Genomic DNA, 24,991 nt, shown 5'->3' with positions numbered 1-24,991 from the left:
CACTAAGCGCACAGGAAGATTTTTTTTACCATAAAATATTGATTAAAAAATCATCAGTCGGTAAAATGTGTTCTTTTTTTGGATTTTTATTGAACATGACTTATTTAGCAAAAAAAGAATTAGATACGGCTAATGCTGCATATCAACAAGGTAACTATCAAGAGGCATTAATATCTTACGAAGAGGCAATAAAGCAACTTTATGACATTGGTTCCCAATCAGGTTTTTCTCCAACCAAAGCCTATTATGAAGCGTTGGCTTATTCCCATAGCCAAATTATTAAGTGCGTTACTCAAATAGTGGATACCCTAATAGCAGAATCTCCTGAAGACCTGCCTGATTATCAATCACTCATGAGAAAAGCACGCCATCATCGCAAGGACTTTTTGGTTGCCCATAACACCCTTGCGGAATGTTTTGGTGGCTTTAGTCGAAATGCCACAGAACGTCTGACAGATGTTTTTAATTCTTTAGCTAAGACTGCTGAAAAAATTAGTGATGCCATCAGTGACTTTGCGGACAGATATAACGACTGGCCAGGAAGAGATAAAGGTTATATGAAAGCCGTTATGTGGTTACAACGTGCTCAAAAATATCAGCTAAAAGCCAATCGAGCGGTTGAAAACAAAAATAGTGTACGAACTGAGTTACATCTTGGATGTTTAAACCTCATGGAACGTGCTTATTACTGTAAGAATGACGAAACTTATCTCAACAAAATCAGTACCTACATTAGCGAAAACAGATTGCACGGATTAGGTTTAGATATTGATGAGCAGCTTGAGCTGTTGAGTTATGAACTTCTTGTTGCAGTTGAAGATAATGATGAGGACGCAATCTATATCCTTAGCCAATGCTATGAAGGGATACTCATTAAAGATCCCGATTTGGATGAAAAATGCTCACTTATTCAAGATATTAAGAATTTATTAGCCAAAGCCAAGGCTAGAGAAGAAGCTATAGAACCCTCTTCAGAACCTAATCCTAAAAAACGAGAGCGAGAAGAAGTGCAAGAAGAGGACTCTCTTTTAGCTAAAAAATCAAAACTTACTGAAAATATTACATTAGATGTTCCTTATTTATTGGACGACGCCGCCCAATTAGGGAATGATATGATTACGCTTACTATGCCTCGGCCACAAGCGGTACTCCCTGGCGTTTCTCGCACCCTTCCTTTTTTTGCTTCGCTTTCGGCGCCAAAACCAAGTCAATTTACCTTTACTGAAACAATGAAGGAATTATCGGGAAGCTCTAATAGTCCTGAAACTTTAGCTAATTTGTTAATCATCATTGCTGATTTTTATTATCAAAGCAAACACTTAAACACATACTCGCCCTCACCAAAAGCCATGTTTATAGCCTGTTCATTATATGAGGATGTACTCGAGCTTAATCCACACCATGCTGTAGCTCGAAACAAAAAAGAAGAGTTCAAAAGTACTCCTTTAGGTGTCCAGATACTTAAACTGGTTCTAAGTGATAAAAAGGAAGTAGTTGCTCAGCAAAAAACAGCCTCTGGTATTTTTAATCACTCAATTTCATGCAGTATCAAAAACGTTCAAACCTATTTGATTGAAAATAATCAAAAACAATTGGATGAGCTGTTTACGAAACTTCTGAGATTTATTGGGGATACGATAAGAACAGAACAGAGCGTTGGAGCTCAATCTGAGGTAATCGCTGACATCATATTAAGCAAATGTCCTAATGCGATGTCAGTTGATCAACCGTCTTCTTCGCTCAGTATTGTTTAAGTTAAAGTGAAATTACCGGCATTGGCCGCTAGTCTTTCGCTCCGAACTTAGGGATACCGCGGTCAAGCCGCGGTATCTCTATCTAACCTGATTCTTGTTCCCAACATTGAATTCCTCCAATCACCGCGAAAACACCCTCAAACCATAAATTAGCTAAATACAGATTAATCATCTATATTGAATTTTAGCTGATCAAGTATTTACAACAGGGAGAAGAAATCATGGCTGATTATCATGAACATGCCGATCTAGCACGCCTCAAAGATCTTTTTGGGCTGGCCAAGCCCGAAGCAGATGGATATTTATCCTTAAATACCGCATTTAATCGCAACGACGGTGCGATTCCCAAAAAATATCGTGAATTAATGGCACTGGCCGTCGCATTTACCACCCAATGCCCCTATTGCTTAGAAGTACATACTGCCGCCGCAAAACGTGCAGGAGCAACACGAGAAGAAGTTGCGGAGGCCTGCTTTATTGCTGCTAATTTACGTGCTGGAGCTGCAGTTACTCATGGAACTTTAGCACTAAAATTTTATGAGCGTTCATAAGCGAAGAGTCTGGTTGCAAACAACTGGCCGCTATATCCCTTTACTAATACACTCCTCCTGGGACTTGTCTGCAAGTAAAGGAGGAGAGATGTATCAAGAGTCAGTTGGCTAGTCTTAGGGTAAAACATAGATAATTAAGGTAATTAATCCCGCCAAGGCAACCAAAGGATGAATAATAACTAGTAGCTTGGGAACTTTCATCTTTTTACGTCCCATAATAAATAAAGTTAACCCACCCATTGCCGCAAGCAAAAATAAAATCAAACTTGCAAGCAATAAAGGAGCTGTCCCATAAATGATTAAATAAGCGAACATGACTGAAACCGCGATCCCCGCAGCCAAACCATGCCCTACCAAAGCGATTTTATTCGCAGGTAAGTCCTGCAATATAGCGACTAAAATAACTAAACCAAAGGTTGCTGCCAAAAGAAACAAACAGATTGCTAATATTAACATACAAGGTCCTCACTTAATTAATATATAACATCTCATCATCTAACAACGTTTCTAAGCCATTACTGCCATTTTCATCTTTTTGATCATGCACGGCAGGAAGATTAAGTGCTGGAGCAGGATTTTTTAATGCATCTGTTAAACTAATAAATTTATATCCATTTTTTTGATACATTTCGAGCACATCAACTAACAAATAACTATTAAGCAAATTAGCATGAATAAGCAATATTTGCTTGCCATTTTTCCCACCGCTTTTTTTCTCAGCTAAAAGAGTTTGCTTCCAAATGAAGGCTAAATAACGCGCTTTTAATTTTTGGATATAAGCTGCTCGTGTGCGAAAAGGAACTCCATACGCCATTTTATTAAATTCATAATCTTTACTATCAATTGTCACAGGAGCTATGACGTAGTGATGCTCATTCAGATAATCATAAACCTGTTGTTTGGTCTTTTTATTTCCTTCAGCCAGATAAGGATAACGGAAGTATTTAGGCTCCGTCATAATCGGCGCAAGAATCTTATCCGCACGATCCACATCGCCAATGTATTTCTCCGCGCTCATTTGATTCAAGTTGTAATGCGAATAAGTGTGATTTCCCAACATAAATCCTGCTTGCCGAAATTGCTCAAGAAAATCCCATTGTCCTTTCTCAATCGCCCCAGCAATAACGAAACCCGTGGCAGGAACCTTGTATTTTTGGAATGCCTGGATGATTTGTGCAAAGCGCTCCGTTGAGCGTTGCTTATTGCCTGGCGTATTCATTTGTGAAGCAACCAGGGGCAAATCATCTATAGTGATAGCAATTTCTTTATCGTGCGCGCTACATAAAGAAGAAAATAAGAGCGTGAATAAAAATAATATCCGTAACATTGACGTTCCTTATCGTTTAAAGATCCTCTATATTAACCTAAATTAGGCTAAATTAAACTCTGCTAAAGTACAATATAAACGCCCTCCTTGCGTTGGCCGACTTTCAATAAGATAAATTTTATCAATTAAAACGGGTGAGAGCACAGTATTCTTAATTTGTTTTATCCCCTCTTTGGGTAAATTCTGCTTTAGAACCCTCCCCATAGACAGATGCCCCCGAAATGGACGAGTCTCAACAGTACATCCCGATTCAACAAGAGTCTGGTTAAGGAGCCCAGACAATCGCTGTAGTGTTTCTTGAGGCTCTACAGCTAATGAAAGAATTTTAGGATGCTCTAGACTTGGAAACCACTCCAGTGGACCCAAATACAACCAAAATGAAGACAGGCTCTTTACTAAGGTAGTAACGCGCGCGATAAGCACGGTGATCTGCTCCTGAGGAATGGCATTAATAAATTGCAAGGTACAATGTAGATGCTCTAAATCAATCCATCTAAGTGTTTTCGTGGGAAATACCCCTAGAGCACACTCCAAAATGCGTCCTAACTGTTCATTCATTGCCGGAGGCGGACGAATAGCGAAAAAAACACGTACTGTATTCATTATTCCCTTTTTGGCTAAATGTTCATTTATTACTAGAAGTATATCGCTTAAAATACCAATGCACGTGTCCTGGACACCGACTTAAAAATAATAATTAATGGAGTCTTTATGAAATTCAGTATTAAATTATCACTATTAGCCGGGGCTTTTCTTGCAGGATCCGCTTTCGCTGCTCCCGTATGCCCAGACCTTAAAGAAATCCAATTAGGTGGTTTCTCTGTAGCCTTTGGTACTAAAAATCATTATTTTGCTTATAAGCTCAGCAATTATAATACTGATACAAATTGGGGTTTTGTCATGGGGCCATTTGCAGTTGCTACCCGTGAAGCGGCTTTAGAAGCAGCCTATTTTGCCTTAAGCACTATGAATGGCTCAGGTATTTATTATCATGAATGTATTTACAGCACGGGTGTTTCTGATCTTTATGCTATAGCCATTCAAGACCCTGTTGTTATCCCCGCCAAAATGCAAGAAGCAATAGAAGCCTTAAAGCAATAGCTAATCATTCGACATTGCAAAAAAAGCGACGCAATCCCAGAAGTTTGGATTGCGTACCAAAAGAAAACCCGTAGCCCGTATTAATGCAGCATACGGGAACAAAGCAAAATGATGTGACTCAATCTGGCAAAGACATTAAGCTGGCATTACCACCAGCAGCTGTCGTATCTACCGTATAAGTACGCTCATGGCAAAGTCTAACCAAGTAGTTTGGCCCGCCCGCTTTAGGACCAGTACCAGATAATCCCTCACCACCAAAAGGTTGCAAACCAACCACAGCTCCAGTCATGTTACGGTTTACATAGCAGTTTCCAGCATGAATGTGCTTTCTAATGTACTCAACCGTTTCATTAATGCGGCTATGAATTCCTAAAGTTAAGCCATAACCGGTTGCATTAATTTGCCCAATTACTTTACCCAAATCTTTACGCTTAAATTTAACCACATGCAATACAGGACCAAATACCTCTTTTTCTAAAGAGTCAATGCTATCCAGTGCAAGTGCTGTTGGCGGCATAAAATATCCAGATTCTAATGACTCATCTAAACGACATTGGTAAATCACCTCATAGCGTTTTTTCATATTATCCACATGGGCCTTTAGCACGGATAAAGCGGGTTTATCAATCACTGGGCCTACATCCGTTACCAACCATTGAGGTTCCCCAACAACTAACTCCTCCATTGCTCCTTTCAACAGTGCCATAGTACGCGGATAAACTTCTTCTTGAACAAACAACACACGTAATGCAGAACAACGCTGCCCTGCACTTCCGAACGCTGAATTCACCGCATCAACAACAACCTGCTCCAATAAGGCAGACGAATCAACCAGCATCGCATTTTGACCGCCTGTTTCCGCAACTAAGGGAACAATTTCTCCCCCCCGCGTTGCTAAAGTACGATTAATTAAATTCGCAGTCTCTGTAGAACCAGTAAACAATACCGCCTTAATTCGTTTATCGGCCACTAAAGCAGCTCCCACTGTTTCTCCATCACCCGGCAGTAATTGCATTGCACCAGCAGGAACGCCAGCTTGATGCATTAACTTCACCGCTAAGGCCGCAATCAATGGAGTCTGTTCGGCAGGTTTTGCTATCACACAGTTACCAGTAACTAATGCCGCAACGACCTGACCAGTAAAGATTGCTAAGGGGAAGTTCCAGGGACTAATACAGAGTACGATACCACGTGGATGTAAGCTCAGCTCATTGAGCTCACCGGTATATCCAGTTAAACTCTTGGGGATTAAAATTTCTTGAGCTAATTTGGCGTAATAACGGCAAAAATCAATGGCTTCGCGTAGTTCTGCGACTCCATCATTCAGAGTTTTTCCTGCCTCAAGGCACGCAAGTGCTAAAAATTCAGCGTCATTCTCTTGCAATAAATCGGCATAACGCTCCAAGCAAGCAGCACGCTCTTCAACTGGTGTTTCTGCCCAACTTGAAAATGTGCTAACCGCTGCGGATAAGGCGGTTTCAACATCATTAACTGATGCATTCTGTACAATCCCCACTATTCGCTCTGCCTGCTGTGGTGAGCGTACATTTTGTGCATCACCTGGCTCTGGAGTCCCTGCAATTATTGGGCCTGAAGTCCATTGTTTGCTGGCAAAATCAGCTAAGATTTCTTGTAGTTGAGCGCGCTCAGAACGGTTACTAAAATCAATACCTTCCGAGTTTTTGCGCGGAGCAAAAATATCTTTAGGCAATGGAATATTTTTATTAAGGCGGCTAAACAAGGAACGTGCTTTGGCAACTGGATCTTCAACTAAAGAATCAATAGGAGCATTATCATCAACAATACGATTCACAAAAGATGAGTTTGCTCCATTCTCTAACAAACGGCGTACTAAATAAGGAAGTAAATCTTCATGACTTCCTACTGGAGCATAAATACGGCAAGGAATTCCATGGCAATTCGCTGGAACGACTTGTTGATAAAGCTCACTTCCCATTCCATGTAAACATTGGAATTCAAAGTCGCGGTAGCTTCCAGTGATATTTAGAATCATCGCTACAGAATACGCGTTATGCGTTGCAAACTGGGGATAAATAGCATCCGTCATTGTGAGTATTTTTTTAGCACAGGCTTGGAACGATACATCGGTAAACACTTTGCGAGTAAATACAGGATATTCTGCGAGTCCCTGCATTTGCGATTTTTTAATTTCACTATCCCAATAAGCACCTTTAATCAAACGCACCATCATTCGGCGTTTTTTGCTTCGAGCTAAAGCGGCAACCCAATCTAATACATAGAATGCTCTTTTTTGATAGGATTGTACTGCCAAGCCAAAGCCATTCCATCCATCCAAACTGTCATCAACAAAAACCCGTTCCATCACATCAAGTGATAGATCCAGGCGCTCAGACTCTTCGGCATCAATAGTTAAGCCAATACCATATTCTTTTGCTAAACGCGCAAGCACTAATAGCTTGGGAGGTAACTCAGCCATTACACGATCATATTGGCTTTCACTATAACGCGGGTGTAAAGCAGATAACTTAATTGAGATTCCGGGGCGTCGATAAACATCGGAGTTTTTCTCTGCCTCTTTACCAATTGTTTCAATTGCATCACGGTAAGCCTCAAAATAGCGTGCAGCATCAACGGTAGTTAAAGCAGCTTCTCCTAACATATCATAAGAGTGACGATACCCCATCGCTTCTTTCTTTTTAGCACGGGTCAATGCTTCTTTGATTGTGCGTCCTTTAACAAATTGTTTACTCATGATTCGCATTGCTTTATCAACAGCAGTACGTACTACTGCCTCACTACTGCGATTAACCACTTTCATTAAGGACTTGGTCAACGTATTTTCTGCCTTTTCAGGAGTTAATACTTTTCCAGTTAACATTAACGCCCAGGTGGTTGCGTTAACAAAAAAGGAATCGCTCTGGCCGATATGAGACTTCCAATTACCACCAGCAAGCTTATCTTTAATCAAATCATCGATTGTTGCACTATCTGGCACACGCAATAAGGCTTCTGCCAAACACATTAAGGCAATCCCTTCTTCACTGGATAAAGCATATTCAGTTAAAAATGAATCGATCCCTGTACTCTTTTTACGGTCGGAGCGTACGGACTCAACTAATTTAGTTGCGCTGGCTTTAATGGCAGCTAATTGTGATGCATCTAAATCGGCTTTATCGCAAAGCTCTGTTATCAACGATAACTCATCACCGCGATAAGCATGATTAATAGCAGCGCGTACCCCTTCTGGTAATTGTATGGTCTGCTTTTCAAGCATAGTATTCTCCGAACTAAAAAATAACAACGGGACATCATAGATGAGCCCCAGGAAAAATGGAATAACTCACTGCAATTTTGCGGTATTATATGATTTTTAGCCTCATCAATAAAGCAACAACCGTGCCAAATTCAATGTAAACATTGTGTAAATTATAATCTATTTTGTGTAATTTTAAACATAATGAGCTATTAATTAACCTGGAATCTGTATAAATTATGCGCAGAAAGCTTGGTAATTGTTTCATACTCTTTTGGCTTACTTTGCTAAGCTCCTGAATTGAATAATATTCCACCCTTATGGACAAGGAAAGATCTTGTGATTTTACAATTGCCTCAATTGTTAATATAATCACCGTTTTTTTCAAGAACCACTAACGGTGATTTTATAAGAATAGGGAGCTGTATGAATACATTATTAACTCTAATTTCAACCGTCCTGTTAACCGGTAATTTAACATCGAGTACCCCATCTTTTGCAAACACAGAAACAGAGCTAAACACCAAACTCCAACACTTGGCGGCTAAAGCTCCAAGGTTAGATAAAAACGTATTAAAACTCGCATTAACCGCATACACCAATGCTAACAAAAAAGGTTCAGTAAAGAAGCCCGTCCTTACAGTAATTGATTATTCATTGCCTTCAAACAAAGAACGCATGTGGGTATTTGATCTCAACTCAGAACGCTTATTATACAATACGTATGTTGCGCATGGCAGAAATTCTGGGGGCAATAAACCCACCCAATTCTCAAATACAAATTCTAGTAAGCAATCTAGTCTAGGAACCTACATTACTCAAGATACCTACATTGGTCACAAAGGATACTCATTAAATTTGCAGGGACTGGATAAAGGATTCAATGACAATGCGTACAACCGACGTGTGGTAATGCATGGTGCCTGGTATATGGAGCCAGGCTTCATTCGCAAATCTGGTCGCGCTGGTTTATCTTGGGGGTGTCCTGCTATCTCTGAAAAATTAGCAAAGCCTGTAATTAATACCATTAAAAATGGTTCTGTAATTTTTGCTTACTTTCCTGACAAGAAATTCTTATCTCGCTCAGGCTATCTAGTCGGCTAAAAAATTATTTGCTAAAATAAAAAAGCCAGGTTTTAACCTGGCTTTTTTCGCAGTCATCCATATAAGAACGTCCAGTCCTTATAAGTCATCCTGACAAAATCAAATCCGTTTGATTCAAGTCCATTTGCATGACTTAAATTTCCCTATAAGTCATCTTTTGAATTTAGCAATTGTGTTAACGAAGTGCAACCCTAAAAAAATATAAAAAAATATTACTTTTTATTTTTAAATCTATTAAAGATTAATGAAAGTTCTTATAAAACAAGAGTTTATTGGGTTCGATAAATTTACAAGCAAGGAATACCTCCCATTTTCCACGGGCATATTGAGATATTTCTTACAAATCCTTAAGCAATAAAGTCTTTTTTGTTTTACAATTTAACAATAAATATTGCTTAACTTGCACACAAAGCTTGATTCTGCTCTAGGATATTGGTAGCTTATTCGGCAAATGATAACGCTTTAGAGCAAAATGATGGATAAGCAGCAACAAATTGCAATAAAAAAAGATAAGTTACAAATTATAGATTGGTTAATCGAACACTTCCCTAGTGCGTTCTTTAAAAAGGGAAGCCAAATTAAACCGCTAAAGATTGGAATTTTTGACGACATAATTGATTTCTATGAGCGCCTCGATTCGCCTCCCTTTAGCAAGAAAGCGCTTCGCGAAGCATTAAGTTATTACAGCGCCTCTCCTTCTTATTTAACCTGCCAAAAGGAAAACACCGCCCGTGTGGACATTTATGGAAATGAAGTTGATGTAGTAACAACGGAACAGGCTAAATATGCGTACCAGAGATTTCAGGAACGCTATAATAAGAAAAAAGATACTGAGAGCGCTGCTAGCTAGTTAATGACGCAGTTAATTGTAGACTAATAAGTGGTACGAAAGCTGGGCTGTAAAGCCCAGCAAACATTAAGCTGGACTCTCGGGCATGCGCAAAGCAACTAAATAATTCACCCGCACATCTGCCCCTAAAGAAGCAGTTCTCAATATAGGGTTGTAATCCATCCCCTTCATATCCACCAACTCAAAATCAAAAGACCGTCCCATGGCAATCAATTCACTGGGCTTTATAAATTTGCTGTAATCATGCGTTTGCCTAGGTAGCAGATTCAATAGGTATTCGGCCGCAATAATTGCGCTGGCGTAAGCCTTTAAGGTGCGGCTGATCGTGGATAAAAACAAAAAACCATTAGGCTTTAGCAATCGCTTACAATGCTCAAAAACCAGGTGTGGATTTTCTACATGCTCCAACATTTCCATACAAGTAATCACATCAAATTGCTTACCTTCATACTGTTCAACAGGAGTACAAAAATAGTCGATTGATAACTTATTGCCTTTCGCATGCTCTTGGGCTGTGTGAATGGCATCTTGCTCGGCATCAATACCTGTAACATTCGCTCCGGACTTTGCCAGAGCTTCACATAAAATCCCACCACCACAGCCAACATCTAAAACAGTGGCATCCTTTAATGTGGCATGCTGAGCGATAAACTCTAAGCGAGTCCCATTAATATCATGTAGGGTCTTTAGTGGCCCTTCAGGATTCCACCAGTGCTTCGCATGTTGCGCAAATTTATTTACTTCCTCTGCATTTATTGTTGATTTATTCATAATGACATTAAGTCCAGGGGTTTAAAAAATTCAATCACATTCGGATTGCTTATAAAACTCACATTATATGGATGTTCCGCACGCAATCCTATGGGAAATTGATCTTGGGAAATGGTTTCTGCAATTTTCCCTAATAAAATTAATTCTATAGTCGGTTTAATAACCGCTAATTGACTTAGAAAACTTTGCATAAAGGGTTTCCATTGACGCGCATGATAAGGCACCTTTCCTTCGCTATAAACTAAACAGGCATTAAGTAATAAAATTCCTTTATTCATCATGCCTTGGAATAGTTGCTCTCCTGTTTTAACTAAGCTGTTTTTATCTAACTGTGCAATACGTTCTTGTGACGTATTATCAATAGACAAATCCCCACGTGCAACGAGCATCATTTTAATCCAGTTACGTAATGAGGTGGCACGATTCACGGGAGTACTTAAGCCTTTAGAGCTCCATAAATCACCAACAGCACTGTCCCAAAAAGCATAGCCATTAGCTGATTGCTGACGCGGGTATGGAGATTCACCAAATAAAATATACTGAGTGCTCGCCATGGGTAAACTAAATGCGGAAAAAATACGCTCAGTACCAGGAAGCCAACTAGGATTATCCATTAATTGTTGTAAGTACTCTTTGTCCATAGCGTCTAAAGCCTGGTTCAAAATACTTTTCCAATCAGAATGACACACATCAAGACAACTATAATTTTTCACAATTTTACCTTAAAACAAAAAATTTGCAGAGAAATGCACACCCACTTCCATTGTGCCTTTATTTTCAATATAATGATGAATATTTGCCCAGCGGAGTCCGCGTTATGACCACTACTGCACCCACTCAATTATTATCTAGCGATGCGGTACACAATCGTAACTGCTATGCCTATTTTCTTCAATTAAAACCCGCATTAAATGCAACTCTTAGGGAGTTACTGCCCGAATTTCAACAATTAGAGCACTGCCTCGAGGAAGCTTATAATGAAAATACTCCTTATGGAAACTTATACTCCTCCATTATTACGTCTTTAGAACAATTAATTGAAAAAGAAGCTCCTCTCACTGCCGAACAAAATGATGCATTAGATCAATTAGTTAAATTTATTTACCATAACGACAATCATATACTGGAAGGTGAATTAGCAGGATGGATAAATGCACTTTCATCACAGGCGCGCCCTTTTGCGTCGAACACCAGCAGCCTAATTAGAAAACAGCTAAGCAATCCAGAAAATACTGTAAACGAAAGGTCCCCTGCAGATGCTGAGGGTTTATTTAATCGGCTCTTCTCTTTGTTTTCACGAAATTTTAAACCACAACTTTCTACAAATATTCCAACAATTAAAAATTTTCTCTATAAAACTACGGATGATCCCATTGAATATCGTTTTAGTACCCAAGCCCAACGACACAATGGGCAAGAACGGGTAAGCCCCCTCTTTATTCGCTGGCTGGGAATCAATGCGAAAGAATCATCACAACAAATAAATCATATTTACTTTAATAATTTGGGCTATCATCGAAGTGATTTAAATATTGCAGGTGCTAAAGAGCGTGATTTAACGCTTACCCTCCATAAGCTAGAGGATGAATCAGAGTTAAAAGTTATGGTTATTACCCTTCCCGCCCATGAAGGAATAATGGCCTCACATAATTATCAAATTACTGATGATGAACATCCCTTTGATTCTGTATTTAAAGAGCTTTTTGAGGTTGCGGAAGGTAAATTACATCAAAGTGGAGTTTCTGATTTTTATATTAGCCCTAAAGCAAGAACCCTTTTATTTAAGAACCGCGACAATGAACAAGCGGAGCTAACGAAGCTGTTGGTAAAAAGTTTTGCCCAACAAGGGATATCCCCTGAAAGCAATTTATCCACCGCGCAGAAACAAGCTGTTTGGCTTCATTTTATAAAATATGAGCTTACAGACTATATTATTAGAACAGTCAAACCACAGAGTTATAATTTTTCATGCAAAGATGCAATTGATCGAGGTGCTGTATCCTCTACCTATTTTAATTTACTTAAATCTTTTGAGTCTGATTATCCACTCACTAAAGAAGAGTTTGAGCGCTCTTTAGATGCTGCGGCAGCGATGGTCAAAGGACGAGGAATGAATTTTCACCGTCAGATTATATGGAATGCTTTAGATGCTTATGTTCAGGCGCATTATACACAATTGGTTTTAGAGCAAGGCAAATCATGGTTAATTTATTGGCGTGATATGAATTGCCCTCATTCACGCGTCAAAGAATTGCTCCCTGCTCGAATTATGCAAGAAAGAGTGCTACTCGATTCTTCCCCGATCAACCCGGGGATTAAAGAGCATGCTTATCAATTACTTACGATGATAAGTGCACTAGATGATATAAATATTAATGAAAAACGTCTGTTACTTGAAGCGGTTTCACGCACCTCCGAACTGATTATTTCCCCCACAGAGGAGTCCATCAGAAATTATGAGTTGCTCGCTAAAGAGCTAAAAGTAAAACATTCTAAACTCACTAACATAGCGGGACTTATGGAAATGATATTAGGGATTATTTTATATTTGCCTTCATTTGGCTATTCCCATTCATTAGTTATGCACGGAAATGCTTTGAGAAAAACAGGCTTTTTCGCCGAGCAATGCGAACGAGTATCTATAGAAATGGAATGCTTCTCAAAAGAGATCTCAAAATAGTATCGATGTAGCCTGTATTAGCGCAGCCTAATACAGGATTGAAGGGCCAGATACCGCTCGGCCCAACCAGCATCCTCTTACTTAATAAATTAACCGATTTTACAAAACTTAATATTTTACTTGCTTCTCTACGGAATTTGTGATTAAAAATAGTCATTATATGGAAATTCTTAACAACATGGAGTGAGCTATGGCGACGACAGAACACAAGCTTGCAGAGTTAGTACAGGCAGATAAAAAAAAGCACAATGCAGAACATGTACTTTCACAATTACAATTTTCTGATGCTGCAAAAAAAATCATATTAGACCCCAATTCTTTTGATCAAAATACTAATGGCCTTGAGTCAATTGCTCCATCAAATGAGTTGTTGATCCAAGTCAGAAATAGCTTAGATGCTATTATTGACTCACTAGAGCAAAACCCAAGCATACTCACATCAATCACTAAATATTGGGGCAGCCTCTCTTTATGGGAAAAGATTTTTGGGGGAATTTTAGTTACCACCCCTACTTTGGTTATAGGCGTTGCAGCCAATGTTGGTTTTCTTATCACGCTCAGTGGATTAAGTGCTGGAGCCTATATTACCACTGGCGTCGTATTTGAAGATCATTATGAAAACACCAAGATAATTACAGAAAAACTAAAAAAAGGGGTTTTTGAGATTGCGGATGTATTGGTATTAACTATTCAGTCCTTAGACATAATTCGCCAAAAGCTAGCATCAGAGGTTGAAAAGTTTCAACAAGAAAACACACGGCTGACACTTAATATCAATAAGCTATCTGATGAAACCTATAATCTGAGCGTACAAATTGAAAGCTATATAATCACAGAGAAACATTTGCGACAAAATAAAGAGCACTTGGAATTAAGAGCTGAAGAGCTAAAAAAAGATCTGGTATTGAATCAGCAACAATATGAAGCGACCGTAATTGAAGTAGATGCATTAAAACAACAGCATGAGCGATGCACGCAGTTATTAACCTTGCAAGTTGATGAGTTAACAGTTAAAAGAAAGCAATTAGAGGATGAGTTAGATAAGACCAGAAAGCTCACTTCAACATTGCAAATAGCGGTACAAACTCTTTCAAGTACTGTAATTAATGATGCGCAACAACGAGAAGTCTTCCACCAACGTCTGGAAAACTTTGTAAAAAATAAAGAGCAAAGTTTTACTCAAGTTGCTGATCGTATTTGTGCCACAGAAGCAGAATTGATTTTAGTTAAGAAACAATTGGAAGAGAGTTTAAAACGTCATGAGGAATTAATGAAAACCCAAGAACAGTTGATTAGTAGACTGGAAATGATCGATCAATTAGTTCCCGAAACGCCCATAACCCGAGATAGCAAAATAAATATCGATGCACTGTGTGCCTATGGCTTTTTGAGTAAGCTCCCAGAGCTTTTACATCGTGAAGATAAGCCAGAGACAGAATCCCAACAACCAGTAAGCCACAAAAAGTAGCGTGCCAGATACCCTCACCGACATCCTGCGGCTGTTCCGCAGGGAGTCAATAATATGACAAACACTCTAGTTGTGAATCTTTTCAATTTAAGCTATTGTTTAAAATTAAGATTTAGAGTTTGAAATCATGATGGAACCATACAAACAACTACTAAGTACTATAAGCAATAACCAAGAACTTATGGTGCAACAGTTACACGATTTTTGCGAGATTAATTCCGGAACGACTAACTTAGAAGGACTAGCGCAAGTCGCTACCGCACTTAGTGACGTGTACAAACCTATTGCTGATGCAATTGAGGTAAAAAAACTAATTCCTTTATCTGTAATTAATATGTCTGGAGATGAAGCCATACAACGCTGTGGTGATGCATTATTCATTAGAAAACGTCCTCATTTAAAACGACGAATCCTACTGAGCGGTCATATGGATACTGTATATCCAGTGACTAGCTCTTTTCAAAAATTAACCTACGTTGATGATAACCATGTAAATGGTCCCGGTGTGGCCGATATGAAAGGTGGCTTAATCGTCATGTTGCACGCTTTGGCTGCTTTTGAGCAATCAGAACAGGCTGCTCAATTAGGCTGGGATGTCTTGATTAATTCAGATGAAGAGATTGGCTCGCCTGCCTCCAGTATTCTTTTTGATGAATTAGCATCTAACTATCAAGCCGCCTTAGTTTATGAGCCAGCAATGACACCTACAGGAACTTTGGCAAAAAACCGAAAAGGTAGCGCTAAATACACGCTAATTGCCACAGGCAAGGCGGCTCATGCCGGCAGAGCATTTGCAGAGGGAAGAAATGCTATCTGCTATTTAGCGGAGGCGGTTTGTGAAGTTCACTCCTTAAACGGCAAACGTGAAGGCGTTACCATCAATGTGGGTAAAATTGCCGGCGGTGAAGCATTAAACGTCGTTCCTGATAAGGCGGTTGCAAAACTCGATATCCGTATCAGTCAACCCGAAGATGAGCAATGGGTAAAAGAAGAGCTCGCTAAAATTGGCCAGAAATTAAAACGTCCTGATTATTCTTTAGCGATGCATGGGACGTTCGGTAGACCAGTCAAGAGAGTCTGCGCCGGTACAGAACGCTTATTTCAGCGAGTGCAGCATTTAGGTAAAGAACTGGGTTTAACCATTGACTGGAAAGACAGTGGCGGCTGCTGTGATGGCAATAACTTAGCCCGTCATGGCTTACCTGTTTTAGATACTTTAGGGGTACGAGGCGGAAATATACACAGCCATGACGAATATATTTTACTGGATAGTTTAGCTGAGCGAGCAACGCTAAGTGCCTTGCTTTTGCTTGATTTGGCGCAAGGTGGTTTAGAGGACTTACATAAATGATGCTATTTCGTAGCGCGCTTGACTCTGATTTAGAAGCAATTCATGATTTGGCAGAACAAAGCGGTATAGGGATGACGACGCTTCCTAAGGATATTAATTTATTGAAAAAACGGATCGAGTGGTCCTCCGCATCGTATAAAAAAAAGATAACCCATCCAAATAGTGAATACTATCTCTTCGTATTGGAAAATCAGAAAAACAAGGAAATTGTTGGTGTATCTGCGATTGAAGCTCGTATAGGCCATGATACGCCTTTTTATTCATATAAATTATCTAAACGTACACGGATATCACGCACCTTAAACATACGCAGTGAGTATGAGGTATTAAGCCTGGTAAACGATAATCAAGGGCGTAGTGAGATATGCACCCTCTTTTTAAATCCTAAATACCGAAAAGACAATAATGGGCTCTTACTCTCTAAAGGGCGTTTTATTTTTATGGCTCAATTTCCTGCGCGTTTTGCCTCAATTATAATTGCTGACATGCGCGGTGTTTCCGATAAGCATGGACGCTCTCCCTTCTGGGATAATGTGTGCAGCCATTTTTTCCAAATGCCTTTTGCCGAAGCTGATAGATTGACCTTGGCCACGGATAAGCAATTTATTGCTGATTTAATGCCACGCAATCCAATCTACGTCAAACTACTTTCGGCAGAGGCACAGGCTGTCATTGGTCAGCCACATCCATTAACTGCACCGGCAATGAGTATCTTATTAAAAGAAGGTTTTCGTTATAACAATTACGTTGATATTTTTGATGGTGGGCCCACCCTTGAAGTACCATTAAACGAAATAAAAACAGTTAAATTAAGTCGTTTAGTTACCGTCAGCAGCCTAAGTGATGAAGTGAGTAGCTCAAATTACTTATTAACAAATGCTCAATTAAATTTTCGTGCCACCATCAATACCGCGTTAATTAATAAAGAACAAAACACCTGTATTCTCAGCAAAAAAACCGCTGACCTGCTGCAGGTAAATCGAGGAGATATCGTACGTGTTTCTCCCTTACAAATTGCGACCACACCTTAGGAAGCTAAAATGATGATGCAAAGCAAAGGTCAATATATTAATGGTCAATGGGTAAAAAGTAATGGTTCTGTTTTAAAATCTATTAATCCCAGTTACGGCACCGTATTCTGGCAGGGAGTCAGCGCCACAGAACATGACATTTCTGCAGCAGCAGAAACCGCTCATCAGGCATTACCCGCATGGGCAGCTCTTGATTTTGAACAACGAGCTCAATTCACTAAAAAATTTGCAGAACAAGTCGAAAAAAAGCGGGAGCAGCTCGCGTTACTTATCGCTCAAGAAACGGGAAAACCGCTATGGGAATCACAAACGGAAGTAAGTTCGGTCATTGCAAAAGTTAACATATCGATTCTGGCATACCAGGAACGCACCGCAGCAAAACGCAATGCAACAGCCGAAGCAAATGCCTGTCTCCGTTTTAAACCTCAAGGTGTTGTTGTCGTTTTGGGGGCTTTTAATTTTCCTGCACATTTAAGTAATGGACATATTGTCCCAGCTCTTTTAGCAGGGAATACAATTCTTTATAAACCCAGCGAACAAGCCCCAGCAGTAGCTGAATTAATTATGCAATGTTGGCATGAGAGTGGATTACCTGCTGGTGTAATCAATTGCATCCAGGGGGATGCTCATTCAGGTAAAGTGCTTTTAGCTCAAGATATTCAAGGCGTTTATTTTACAGGCAGTTATCCAACCGGCTTACGTATTCATCAACAATTTAGTGATCGCCCCGAAGTAATTCTGGCTCTAGAAATGGGTGGCAATAATCCCTTAGTTATTGATGAAATCAGTAACATTAATGCAGCTGTATATCATACACTACTCTCCGCCCTGCTTACTGCAGGTCAACGTTGTACCTGTGCACGACGAGTTATGATTCCTGATACAGTCCAAGGCGATGCATTTCTCCAAAGCTTTATCAACGCCTGCAAAGCATTAAAAGTAGGTCCCTATGATCAACAACCAGAGCCCTTCATGGGTCCAGTAATTAGCTATGACCAAGCCTTAAAACACTTGCAAAGTCAAAAAAAGCTGCTTGAATCGGGTGGTGAATCCTTATTATCCATGAGTTTATTGGCAGAAAATACTGGTTTGCTCTCTCCTGGCATAATTGATATGACTAAAGTATCTAAACCCGCGGATGAAGAGATTTTTGCCCCTTTAGTTCAAATTCATCGCTATAAACATTTTGATGAAGCAATTAGCTTAGCGAATCAAACACGTTATGGTTTGGCTGCAGGTCTGCTCAGTGATAATGAAGCAAATTACCAGAGCTTTTATCAAAAGGTTCGCGCAGGATTGATTAATTGGAATAGACCTACAACGGGGGCTGCGAGCAATCTACCCTTTGGCGGAGTTGGTTTTAGCGGCAATCACCGCCCCAGTGCTTATTTTGCTGCGGATTACTGCGCCTATCCAGTAGCGAGCATGGAACAGCCCTTATTAACAACGCCAGCCCAACAATTACCTGGCATTATATTGGATTAGTAAATGACAATGTATGAATTAAACATGGATGGCTTGGTAGGCCCAACCCATAATTATGCGGGATTGGCTGCGGGTAATGTTGCTTCGATAAATAATGCATTCAGCATGGCTAATCCCCAAGCAGCGGCGCGACAAGGCTTAGAAAAAATGCGCCTTTTGCATAACATGGGACTAAAACAAGCGGTATTACCCCCTCACCAACGCCCAAATCTTGCACTATTGCGACAATTAGGCTTTGAAGGGAGTGTCGCAGAACAAATAAATAAAGCCTTTAAAATAGCGCCTGAGATTCTTAGTGCCAGCTATTCAGCTTCCAGCATGTGGACTGCCAATGCCGCAACCGTTTCACCGAGTATCGATACCTTAGATCAAAAAACTCATTTTACCGCAGCCAATCTGATTGGCAATTTGCACCGCCACCAAGAGGCTGATTTTTCGCAAAAACTTCTGCAATTTATTTTTGCCGATGCGGCCTATTTTCGTCATCATCCAATATTGCCTCGCTCTACGGTAACGGGCGATGAAGGGGCGGCGAATCATAGTCGTATTTGTAAAAGCCACTCGCAATCAGGCATTCACCTTTTTGTCTATGGCAGAAAAGCGTTAAATAGAGGGGAACACTCTATCGGCCCAAACAAATACCCTGCTCGTCAAACGTTGGAAGCATCTGAGGCTATTGTACGTAATCACCAATTACCGAGGGAACAGGTTATATTCGCATGCCAAAACCCTGTGGCGATAGACCAAGGAGTTTTTCACAATGACGTTATTTCGGTTGCGAATGAGTCCGTATTTCTTGTCCATGAGCAAGCATTCCATAACCAAGAAATGGTTTTAAATGAATTACGTGAAAAAGCAACCTTTCCCTTATCCATTATTGAAATCAGCAAAGAACAACTGAGTGTTAAAGATGCGGTAGAATCTTATCTTTTTAACTCACAAATTATTAGTTTAGCGAATAAAAATGAGATGATGTTGGTTGCTCCGATTGAATGTGAAACTAACCCTCGGGTTAGGCGCTGCATTGACGATTTAATTGCTGATAAACAAAATCCAATTAATTCAGTGCATTATATGGATCTGAAACAAAGTATGCGCAATGGTGGGGGCCCTGCGTGCTTAAGATTACGTGTTCCTTTACAAGAACAAGAACTACAAGCGATGCATCAAGGTGTTTTGGTGGATAATCCGTTATTGGATACTCTAGATACTTGGGTAATAAAACATTACCGTACCGAATTAAGTACAGCGGATTTAGTTGATCCACAGTTAATTACTGAGAGCTTCCAGGCCTTAGATGAATTAACGCAGATACTTAAGCTGGGTTCCATCTACCCCTTTCAAACAGAATAGACACACTACGATGTGGAAAACAAAGTTTGGCAAATGTATTTATGAATCGCCTTCAGGCTATAAGGTTTATCAAAATTTTTTTTATCGTTGGTTAACTTTAGGCTCAAGGGCCCTACAAACAGTAATTAATCGGCGCCATCCACAAAAGCCGGTTCTTCATTATTTACCTGGCTTAACCTTAATGGCACGCCAATATCCAGGACCAAGCTGCTTGCTGGGGCTTGGCGGCGCTGGAATCCCGTTAATGTTATCCATAGAAGAGCCCCCTCCACCGTTAGTTGTAATTGATAAAAGTAATGAAATCATTGATATTGCAAAACGCTTTTTTATAGCAGAAGAGCTTAAAAATCTGACCATTATTCATGCCGATGCCATGGATTACGTTGCCCAAACCAATGTAACTTATAAACATTTGATGGTGGATCTCTACAACGCCAATTTTTTTCCTCCAGAATGTAACAATGAGTTATTTTTTAGTTCATGCCAAAGAATTATTGCACAGGATGGCTTCTTAGCCCTGAATCTCGCCAATATAAGAGAACAATGGCCCATGTTTCAATTAGTAAAGAAATTCTTTAAACACACATTGGTTGTTCCTATTAAAAAAAGTGCCAATATGGTGATTATTGCCTCCAATGATGAAAGCAAAGAGCATTTTTTTCAACAAGCCGGAAAGTCCGGTGAGTTAAAACAAATTATGTGGGTCGAATCGTGGGATTATGTGGGGGATTTATAAAGACAAAGGCCTCAGCAAATTATCAAAGAGCGAGGATGAGTGCTGAGCCAGATCTTAGTAAAAGAGGATTGATTAATTGTTAATCAAATTATGCCCGCCATAAATACCATGAGGCGATACTTCGGTAAGGACTCCAAGGCTCTCCTAATTTTGCCAACTCTTTAGGCATTGGTTGTTTATCCAAAGATTTCATCCGTTTATACCCCTCTCGAATACCAAAATCATGAACGGGAAGCACATCTAAACGCCCTAGATTAAAAATTAAAAGCATTTCAACCGTCCAAGGCCCAACTCCGGGTAAAACGGTCAGCTTATGGATCAACTCGTCATTGGATAACTTTTGGGCCTGGGCAAATGTGGGTACATGGTCATAAAGAGTAGCCTCAGCAATGGCTTTTATTGTATTAATTTTTCTCATAGAAAAACCACATTTTCTTATAATATCGCTCTCAATAGATAAAATTTGCTGAGGTTCAGGAAATTTACTTTCAGGAAATAAAGCCAAAAAACGTTTTAAAATCGCTTCAGCCGCCCTACCGTGTAACTGTTGATGTGCAATTGCACGAATCAATCGCTCATAAGGTTCTTCTGTTATTTTAGGCTCTAACCCACAAGGACCGATCCTCTCGATGATTAATGACCAATCGTCATCTAAATCTGATAGGTAGGCACATGCTTGCTGATAAGTTGGATTAAATTGCTTTTCATCCCTTACGGCCATACTTGCTCCTTAGTTAAATCTCGTCCATATATATAGTGGAAGCACATTGATAAGCTCTAACACATGGTCATTTTTACTGATAATACAGGAAATTTTACACCCTATACACAGAGTTATCCACAGATTTTGTGGATAACATTTCTCTAATACCCAAAAAGAAAATAGACTAAGATCCTTATAAAACAAAGGCTTTTCTTGGTTGGAGATAAAGAAAGGGAATTAAAGTGATTGATTAAAATTAGAGATATCCACAGGATATTTTAAAGGTGTGAAAACATACGTATGTTATCAAAGATAAAAATAAAAAACAGTCTTGACATCCAATATTTTGAAAAAAATGTTCGGATATTTATTAAACAGTGTAGCCTGGTTGTCTGCACAAGCGTTTCTTAAACGGAGCAAATGAAATCGGATGAGTAATACCTGGCTGAAAACAACCAGGCCTCACGAAATGATTAAATTTCCATCAAATCTTTTTCTTTATTAGCTAACAGCACATCAACTTCAGCAATGTATTTATCAGTTAATTTTTGAATTACTTCTGTAGCACGACGTTCATCATCCTCAGAAATAGATTTATCTTTAACTAAGTCTTTTAATTGGCTATTTGCATCGCGTCTGATGTTACGAATAGAAACCTTTCCTTGTTCACCTTCATTACGTACTACTTTAATCAACTCTTTCCTACGCTCTTCCGTTAATGGAGGCATAGGTACACGAATCGCAGCACCCGCAGTTGATGGGTTAAGCCCTAGGTCAGAAGTCAATATTGCTTTTTCAACAGCAGCAACCATAGACTTTTCCCAAGGAGTAACCGTGATGGTTCGTGAATCACTTGCTGTGATGTTCGCGATTTGGTTTAAAGGAGTTGGGGTACCATAATAATCCACTTGAACATGATCCAGTAAACCAGCATTAGCTCTTCCAGTACGAATCTTTGTCATATCAACTTGCAATGATTCAATGGTTTTTTTCATACGTCTTTCTGAGTCTTGCTTAATCTCATTAATCATTATTCGCTCCAACGATAGTTCCTACACGTTCGCCCTCTACAATGCGTTTTAGCGCATTAGGAGCAGCCATGTCAAACACTTGTAAAGGCATGTTTTGATCTTGGCATAAACAAATTGCCGTTGAATCCATTACTTCTAAGCCTTGGGTTAATACCTCTTTATAAGTTAAATAATCATAACGCGTGGCATCAGGATTTTTAACTGGATCAGCGGAATAAACTCCATCTACTTTAGTCGCTTTTAAAACCACATCAGCGCCTATTTCAATTGCTCTTAAGCAAGCTGCAGTATCTGTAGTGAAAAATGGATTCCCTGTTCCGGCAGCAAAAATAACTACATGGCCTGTACGCAAATGAGTAATCGCTTTACGTCTGTGGTATGAGTCAACTACTCCCATCATGGGAATAGCTGACATAATACGAGCAGGTAAATCGATACGCTCCAATGCGTCTCGCATTGCTAAAGCATTCATAACAGTAGCCAGCATCCCCATATGGTCACCGGTTACACGTCCAACTCCAGCTTGAAAAAGCGCTTTACCACGGAATAAATTACCACCACCTAATACCAAGCCAACTTCTACGCCCATTTGAATTAGTTCAGCGATGTCTTTGGCCAAAGTATCTAAAACCGCAGGATCGATACCAAACTGTGACTTGCCCATAAGAGCTTCGCCACTAAACTTGAGTAGAATACGTTTATATTTTAGTTTTAGGTGACTGTCATTCATCATGAGCGAACCTGAGCCATAACTTCTTCAACAAAGTTGTCTTCTTTCTTCTCAATACCTTCACCAACTTCATAACGAGTGAATGCGATTACTTCAGCATTTTTCTCTTTTAAAAGTTGACCCACTTTCATATCTGGGTTTTTAACATAAGGCTGACCTAACAGGCTTACTTCATCAACAAATTTGTTGATTCGGCCTTCAATCATCTTGTCGATAATTTCTTGTGGCTTTCCACTTTCTTTAGCTTGAGCAGTGAAAATTTCGCGCTCATTTTCAATTGTATCAGCAGAAACTTGGTCACGGCTAACAACAAGTGGCTTGCTTGCAGCGATGTGCATTGCAATGTCTTTAGCAAGAGTTTCGTCGCCATTTTTCAGCGCAACTATTACGCCAATTCGTGAACCATGCATGTAGTGACCAACCACGCCATCAGTGCTCATACGCTCAATACGACGTAACTTGATGTTTTCACCGATCTTAGCAACAAGTTCTTGTCTTGCCTGCTCTACAGAACCAGTATCTAATGTAAGTGCAGACAATTCCTCAACTGTAGTAACTGAGCTATTTAATGCCGCAGCTGCAACTTTGTCTGCAAAGCTTGTGAAGTTCTCATCACGAGCAACGAAGTCTGTTTCACTGTTGATTTCAATCATTACAGCAGAACGTCCATCAGTAGAGCGTGCAATAATAACAACACCTTCAGCAGCAACGCGATCTGCTTTCTTATCAGCTTTTGCTTGACCTGCTTTACGCATTTCAGTAATAGCAGCTTCAATATCACCATTGGTAGCGATAAGGAACTTTTTACATTCCATCATGCCTGCGCCTGTACGCTCGCGTAATTCCATGACTAATTTTGCACTAATTGACATCTTCATTTTCTCCGCATAGAAAAAAGGGGCTGAGTTAGGTTTTACAACCTACCTGCCCCTATTCATAATATTAATTATTCACCAGCTTTTTCAGCACTGCTTTCCTTCTCAACAACTTCAACGAATTCAGCGTCAGAAGAAATTCCACCAACAGTATTACTGTTTTTAGCATCTAAAATAGCATCAGCAATGCAACGAACATAAATGTCTACTGCACGCATAGAATCATCATTACCAGGAATAATGTAATCAATGTTTTTTGGGCTATTGTTTGTATCAACAACACCAATAACAGGGATCTTCAAACGACGAGCTTCTTCAACAGCAATGTGTTCGAAACCAACGTCAACAATGAATAATGCATCAGGCAATCCGCCCATGTTCTCAATACCACCCAAGCCACGATCTAATTTTTCAAGCTCGCGAGTAAGCATTAATGCTTCTTTCTTGATCATCCCTTCGAACAGTCCTTTTTCTTTCATTTCTTTTAATTCTTTCAAACGGAAGATAGACTGGCGAACTGTTTTGTAGTTAGTTAACATACCACCTAACCAACGGTGATCAACATAAGGCATACCACAACGCTTCGCGTGTTCACGAATGCTTTCTTGAGCAGCTCTTTTAGTACCAACAAAAAGGATTTTTGCTTTGTTAGAAGCTAAACGACCAACATAGTTAACTACGTCGTTTAACATAACCATTGTTCTTTCTAGATCGATAATGTGGATCTTGTTACGAGCACCAAAAATGTACTCTCCCATTTCAGGATTCCAGAAACGTGTTCTGTGACCAAAATGAGCGCCCGATTCGAGCAATTCACGCATACTTACATTCATTATTTTTTCTCCAGGGTTAAGC

The 24,991-nt window shown here is 39.7% G+C and carries 23 protein-coding genes; 12 read left to right on the top strand and 11 right to left on the bottom strand.

Features of this window, described 5'->3' with window-relative positions; genetic code table 11:
• The first annotated feature begins 95 nt into the window (after positions 1–95).
• Together ACD661_RS03305 and ACD661_RS03300 are read left to right on the top strand one after the other, a co-directional pair.
• On the top strand, positions 96–1,754 hold the full coding sequence (locus ACD661_RS03305) for a hypothetical protein (RefSeq protein WP_400186283.1): 1,659 nt from the start codon (positions 96–98) through the stop codon (positions 1,752–1,754).
• A gap of 221 nt (positions 1,755–1,975) precedes the next feature.
• Positions 1,976–2,305, top strand: a complete 330-nt coding sequence (locus ACD661_RS03300) for a carboxymuconolactone decarboxylase family protein (RefSeq protein WP_400186281.1) — start codon at positions 1,976–1,978, stop codon at positions 2,303–2,305.
• A 114-nt stretch (positions 2,306–2,419) separates the two neighbouring features.
• On the opposite strand, the gene ACD661_RS03295 is transcribed toward ACD661_RS03300, so the two are convergent.
• Genes ACD661_RS03295 through thpR form a run of 3 tightly spaced genes read right to left on the bottom strand, consistent with a single transcriptional unit; the run spans position 2,420 to position 4,235 of the window.
• A complete protein-coding gene (locus ACD661_RS03295; RefSeq protein WP_400186280.1) occupies positions 2,420–2,761 on the bottom strand; it encodes a hypothetical protein in 342 nt (113 codons plus the stop codon).
• A gap of 13 nt (positions 2,762–2,774) precedes the next feature.
• On the bottom strand, positions 2,775–3,632 hold the full coding sequence (locus ACD661_RS03290) for a polysaccharide deacetylase family protein (protein ID WP_400186278.1): 858 nt from the start codon (positions 3,630–3,632) through the stop codon (positions 2,775–2,777).
• Between the two features lie 42 nt (positions 3,633–3,674).
• Positions 3,675–4,235, bottom strand: a complete 561-nt coding sequence (thpR, locus tag ACD661_RS03285) for an RNA 2',3'-cyclic phosphodiesterase (protein WP_400186277.1) — start codon at positions 4,233–4,235, stop codon at positions 3,675–3,677.
• 108 nt (positions 4,236–4,343) lie between these two features.
• Here thpR and ACD661_RS03280 point away from each other — a divergent pair, with 108 nt between their 5' ends.
• Positions 4,344–4,733, top strand: a complete 390-nt coding sequence (locus ACD661_RS03280) for a DUF4949 domain-containing protein (RefSeq protein WP_400186275.1) — start codon at positions 4,344–4,346, stop codon at positions 4,731–4,733.
• A 118-nt stretch (positions 4,734–4,851) separates the two neighbouring features.
• Here the strand turns inward: ACD661_RS03280 and putA are convergent, their stop codons facing one another.
• A complete protein-coding gene (gene putA / locus ACD661_RS03275) occupies positions 4,852–7,989 on the bottom strand; it encodes a bifunctional proline dehydrogenase/L-glutamate gamma-semialdehyde dehydrogenase PutA (protein WP_400186274.1) in 3,138 nt (1,045 codons plus the stop codon).
• 405 nt (positions 7,990–8,394) lie between these two features.
• Between putA and ACD661_RS03270 the strand changes: the two genes are divergently transcribed.
• Together ACD661_RS03270 and ACD661_RS03265 are read left to right on the top strand one after the other, a co-directional pair.
• Positions 8,395–9,072: a murein L,D-transpeptidase catalytic domain family protein gene (locus ACD661_RS03270; protein WP_400186272.1), complete on the top strand. Its 678-nt coding sequence runs from the start codon at positions 8,395–8,397 to the stop codon at positions 9,070–9,072.
• 475 nt (positions 9,073–9,547) lie between these two features.
• Positions 9,548–9,922, top strand: a complete 375-nt coding sequence (locus tag ACD661_RS03265; protein WP_400187220.1) for a ProQ/FinO family protein — start codon at positions 9,548–9,550, stop codon at positions 9,920–9,922.
• Between the two features lie 66 nt (positions 9,923–9,988).
• Here ACD661_RS03265 and ubiG read toward each other — a convergent pair whose 3' ends face one another.
• Positions 9,989–10,693, bottom strand: a complete 705-nt coding sequence (gene ubiG / locus ACD661_RS03260; protein WP_400186270.1) for a bifunctional 2-polyprenyl-6-hydroxyphenol methylase/3-demethylubiquinol 3-O-methyltransferase UbiG — start codon at positions 10,691–10,693, stop codon at positions 9,989–9,991.
• Positions 10,690–11,406, bottom strand: coding sequence for a uracil-DNA glycosylase family protein (locus ACD661_RS03255; protein WP_400186268.1), 717 nt, complete (start codon positions 11,404–11,406; stop codon positions 10,690–10,692). Before ACD661_RS03255 ends, ubiG begins: the two co-directional genes overlap by 4 nt.
• Positions 11,407–11,510: 104 nt before the next feature.
• Here ACD661_RS03255 and ACD661_RS03250 point away from each other — a divergent pair, with 104 nt between their 5' ends.
• The 7 genes from ACD661_RS03250 to ACD661_RS03220 all read left to right on the top strand — a co-directional run bounded on the left by ACD661_RS03250 (position 11,511) and on the right by ACD661_RS03220 (position 20,797).
• Complete coding sequence (locus tag ACD661_RS03250; protein ID WP_400186267.1) at positions 11,511–13,373, top strand: hypothetical protein; 1,863 nt, start codon at positions 11,511–11,513, stop codon at positions 13,371–13,373.
• A 190-nt stretch (positions 13,374–13,563) separates the two neighbouring features.
• A complete protein-coding gene (locus ACD661_RS03245) occupies positions 13,564–14,841 on the top strand; it encodes a LegC2/C7 family Dot/Icm T4SS effector (RefSeq protein WP_400186266.1) in 1,278 nt (425 codons plus the stop codon).
• A 127-nt stretch (positions 14,842–14,968) separates the two neighbouring features.
• Positions 14,969–16,192 (top strand): hydrolase, encoded by a 1,224-nt coding sequence (locus ACD661_RS03240; protein ID WP_400186265.1) that lies wholly within the window; start codon positions 14,969–14,971, stop codon positions 16,190–16,192.
• Complete coding sequence (gene astA / locus ACD661_RS03235; protein ID WP_400186263.1) at positions 16,189–17,223, top strand: arginine N-succinyltransferase; 1,035 nt, start codon at positions 16,189–16,191, stop codon at positions 17,221–17,223. The genes ACD661_RS03240 and astA overlap by 4 nt, the downstream gene beginning before the upstream one ends.
• Before the next feature lie 9 nt (positions 17,224–17,232).
• On the top strand, positions 17,233–18,708 hold the full coding sequence (gene astD / locus ACD661_RS03230; protein ID WP_400186262.1) for a succinylglutamate-semialdehyde dehydrogenase: 1,476 nt from the start codon (positions 17,233–17,235) through the stop codon (positions 18,706–18,708).
• A 3-nt stretch (positions 18,709–18,711) separates the two neighbouring features.
• Positions 18,712–20,061, top strand: a complete 1,350-nt coding sequence (gene astB, locus ACD661_RS03225) for an N-succinylarginine dihydrolase (protein WP_400186261.1) — start codon at positions 18,712–18,714, stop codon at positions 20,059–20,061.
• 10 nt (positions 20,062–20,071) lie between these two features.
• Positions 20,072–20,797, top strand: a complete 726-nt coding sequence (locus ACD661_RS03220) for a spermidine synthase (protein ID WP_400186260.1) — start codon at positions 20,072–20,074, stop codon at positions 20,795–20,797.
• 88 nt (positions 20,798–20,885) lie between these two features.
• On the opposite strand, the gene ACD661_RS03215 is transcribed toward ACD661_RS03220, so the two are convergent.
• The 5 genes from ACD661_RS03215 to rpsB form a co-directional block, all read right to left on the bottom strand.
• Positions 20,886–21,518 carry a DNA-3-methyladenine glycosylase family protein gene (locus ACD661_RS03215; protein ID WP_400186259.1) on the bottom strand — a complete coding sequence of 211 codons (633 nt, stop codon included), beginning with the start codon at positions 21,516–21,518 and terminating at the stop codon, positions 20,886–20,888.
• A gap of 455 nt (positions 21,519–21,973) precedes the next feature.
• The gene (gene frr, locus ACD661_RS03210) at positions 21,974–22,531 is read right to left on the bottom strand and encodes a ribosome recycling factor (RefSeq protein ID WP_400186257.1); all 558 of its coding nucleotides are present in this window, start codon (positions 22,529–22,531) and stop codon (positions 21,974–21,976) included.
• Complete coding sequence (gene pyrH, locus ACD661_RS03205; protein ID WP_252578911.1) at positions 22,524–23,264, bottom strand: UMP kinase; 741 nt, start codon at positions 23,262–23,264, stop codon at positions 22,524–22,526. Before pyrH ends, frr begins: the two co-directional genes overlap by 8 nt.
• Entirely contained in the window at positions 23,261–24,133 is an 873-nt protein-coding gene (tsf, locus tag ACD661_RS03200) for a translation elongation factor Ts (protein ID WP_400186256.1), read from the bottom strand. Before tsf ends, pyrH begins: the two co-directional genes overlap by 4 nt.
• A 74-nt stretch (positions 24,134–24,207) precedes the next feature.
• Entirely contained in the window at positions 24,208–24,972 is a 765-nt protein-coding gene (gene rpsB, locus ACD661_RS03195; RefSeq protein ID WP_400187219.1) for a 30S ribosomal protein S2, read from the bottom strand.
• Between the last annotated feature and the right edge of the window lie 19 nt (positions 24,973–24,991).

Source organism: Legionella lytica (assembly GCF_044626755.1).
GTDB classification, from domain to species: Bacteria; Pseudomonadota; Gammaproteobacteria; order Legionellales; family Legionellaceae; genus Legionella; species Legionella lytica_A.
The sequence above is the reverse complement of the archived record's forward strand: the minus strand, read 5'-3'. Positions and strand labels throughout refer to the sequence as shown.

Coding starts and splice junctions, on each gene's coding strand:
- ACD661_RS03290 (WP_400186278.1), bottom strand. CDS start 3,632: ATGTTACGGATATTATTTTTATTCACGCTCTTATTTTCTTCTTTATGT.
- ACD661_RS03270 (WP_400186272.1), top strand. CDS start 8,395: ATGAATACATTATTAACTCTAATTTCAACCGTCCTGTTAACCGGTAAT.
- ubiG (WP_400186270.1), bottom strand. CDS start 10,693: ATGAATAAATCAACAATAAATGCAGAGGAAGTAAATAAATTTGCGCAA.
- ACD661_RS03245 (WP_400186266.1), top strand. CDS start 13,564: ATGGCGACGACAGAACACAAGCTTGCAGAGTTAGTACAGGCAGATAAA.
- thpR (WP_400186277.1), bottom strand. CDS start 4,235: ATGAATACAGTACGTGTTTTTTTCGCTATTCGTCCGCCTCCGGCAATG.
- ACD661_RS03250 (WP_400186267.1), top strand. CDS start 11,511: ATGACCACTACTGCACCCACTCAATTATTATCTAGCGATGCGGTACAC.
- ACD661_RS03305 (WP_400186283.1), top strand. CDS start 96: ATGACTTATTTAGCAAAAAAAGAATTAGATACGGCTAATGCTGCATAT.
- astA (WP_400186263.1), top strand. CDS start 16,189: ATGATGCTATTTCGTAGCGCGCTTGACTCTGATTTAGAAGCAATTCAT.
- ACD661_RS03295 (WP_400186280.1), bottom strand. CDS start 2,761: ATGTTAATATTAGCAATCTGTTTGTTTCTTTTGGCAGCAACCTTTGGT.
- ACD661_RS03300 (WP_400186281.1), top strand. CDS start 1,976: ATGGCTGATTATCATGAACATGCCGATCTAGCACGCCTCAAAGATCTT.
- ACD661_RS03280 (WP_400186275.1), top strand. CDS start 4,344: ATGAAATTCAGTATTAAATTATCACTATTAGCCGGGGCTTTTCTTGCA.
- ACD661_RS03265 (WP_400187220.1), top strand. CDS start 9,548: ATGGATAAGCAGCAACAAATTGCAATAAAAAAAGATAAGTTACAAATT.
- pyrH (WP_252578911.1), bottom strand. CDS start 23,264: ATGATGAATGACAGTCACCTAAAACTAAAATATAAACGTATTCTACTC.
- putA (WP_400186274.1), bottom strand. CDS start 7,989: ATGCTTGAAAAGCAGACCATACAATTACCAGAAGGGGTACGCGCTGCT.
- astD (WP_400186262.1), top strand. CDS start 17,233: ATGATGATGCAAAGCAAAGGTCAATATATTAATGGTCAATGGGTAAAA.
- tsf (WP_400186256.1), bottom strand. CDS start 24,133: ATGTCAATTAGTGCAAAATTAGTCATGGAATTACGCGAGCGTACAGGC.
- astB (WP_400186261.1), top strand. CDS start 18,712: ATGACAATGTATGAATTAAACATGGATGGCTTGGTAGGCCCAACCCAT.
- frr (WP_400186257.1), bottom strand. CDS start 22,531: ATGATTAATGAGATTAAGCAAGACTCAGAAAGACGTATGAAAAAAACC.
- ACD661_RS03240 (WP_400186265.1), top strand. CDS start 14,969: ATGATGGAACCATACAAACAACTACTAAGTACTATAAGCAATAACCAA.
- ACD661_RS03215 (WP_400186259.1), bottom strand. CDS start 21,518: ATGGCCGTAAGGGATGAAAAGCAATTTAATCCAACTTATCAGCAAGCA.
- ACD661_RS03220 (WP_400186260.1), top strand. CDS start 20,072: ATGTGGAAAACAAAGTTTGGCAAATGTATTTATGAATCGCCTTCAGGC.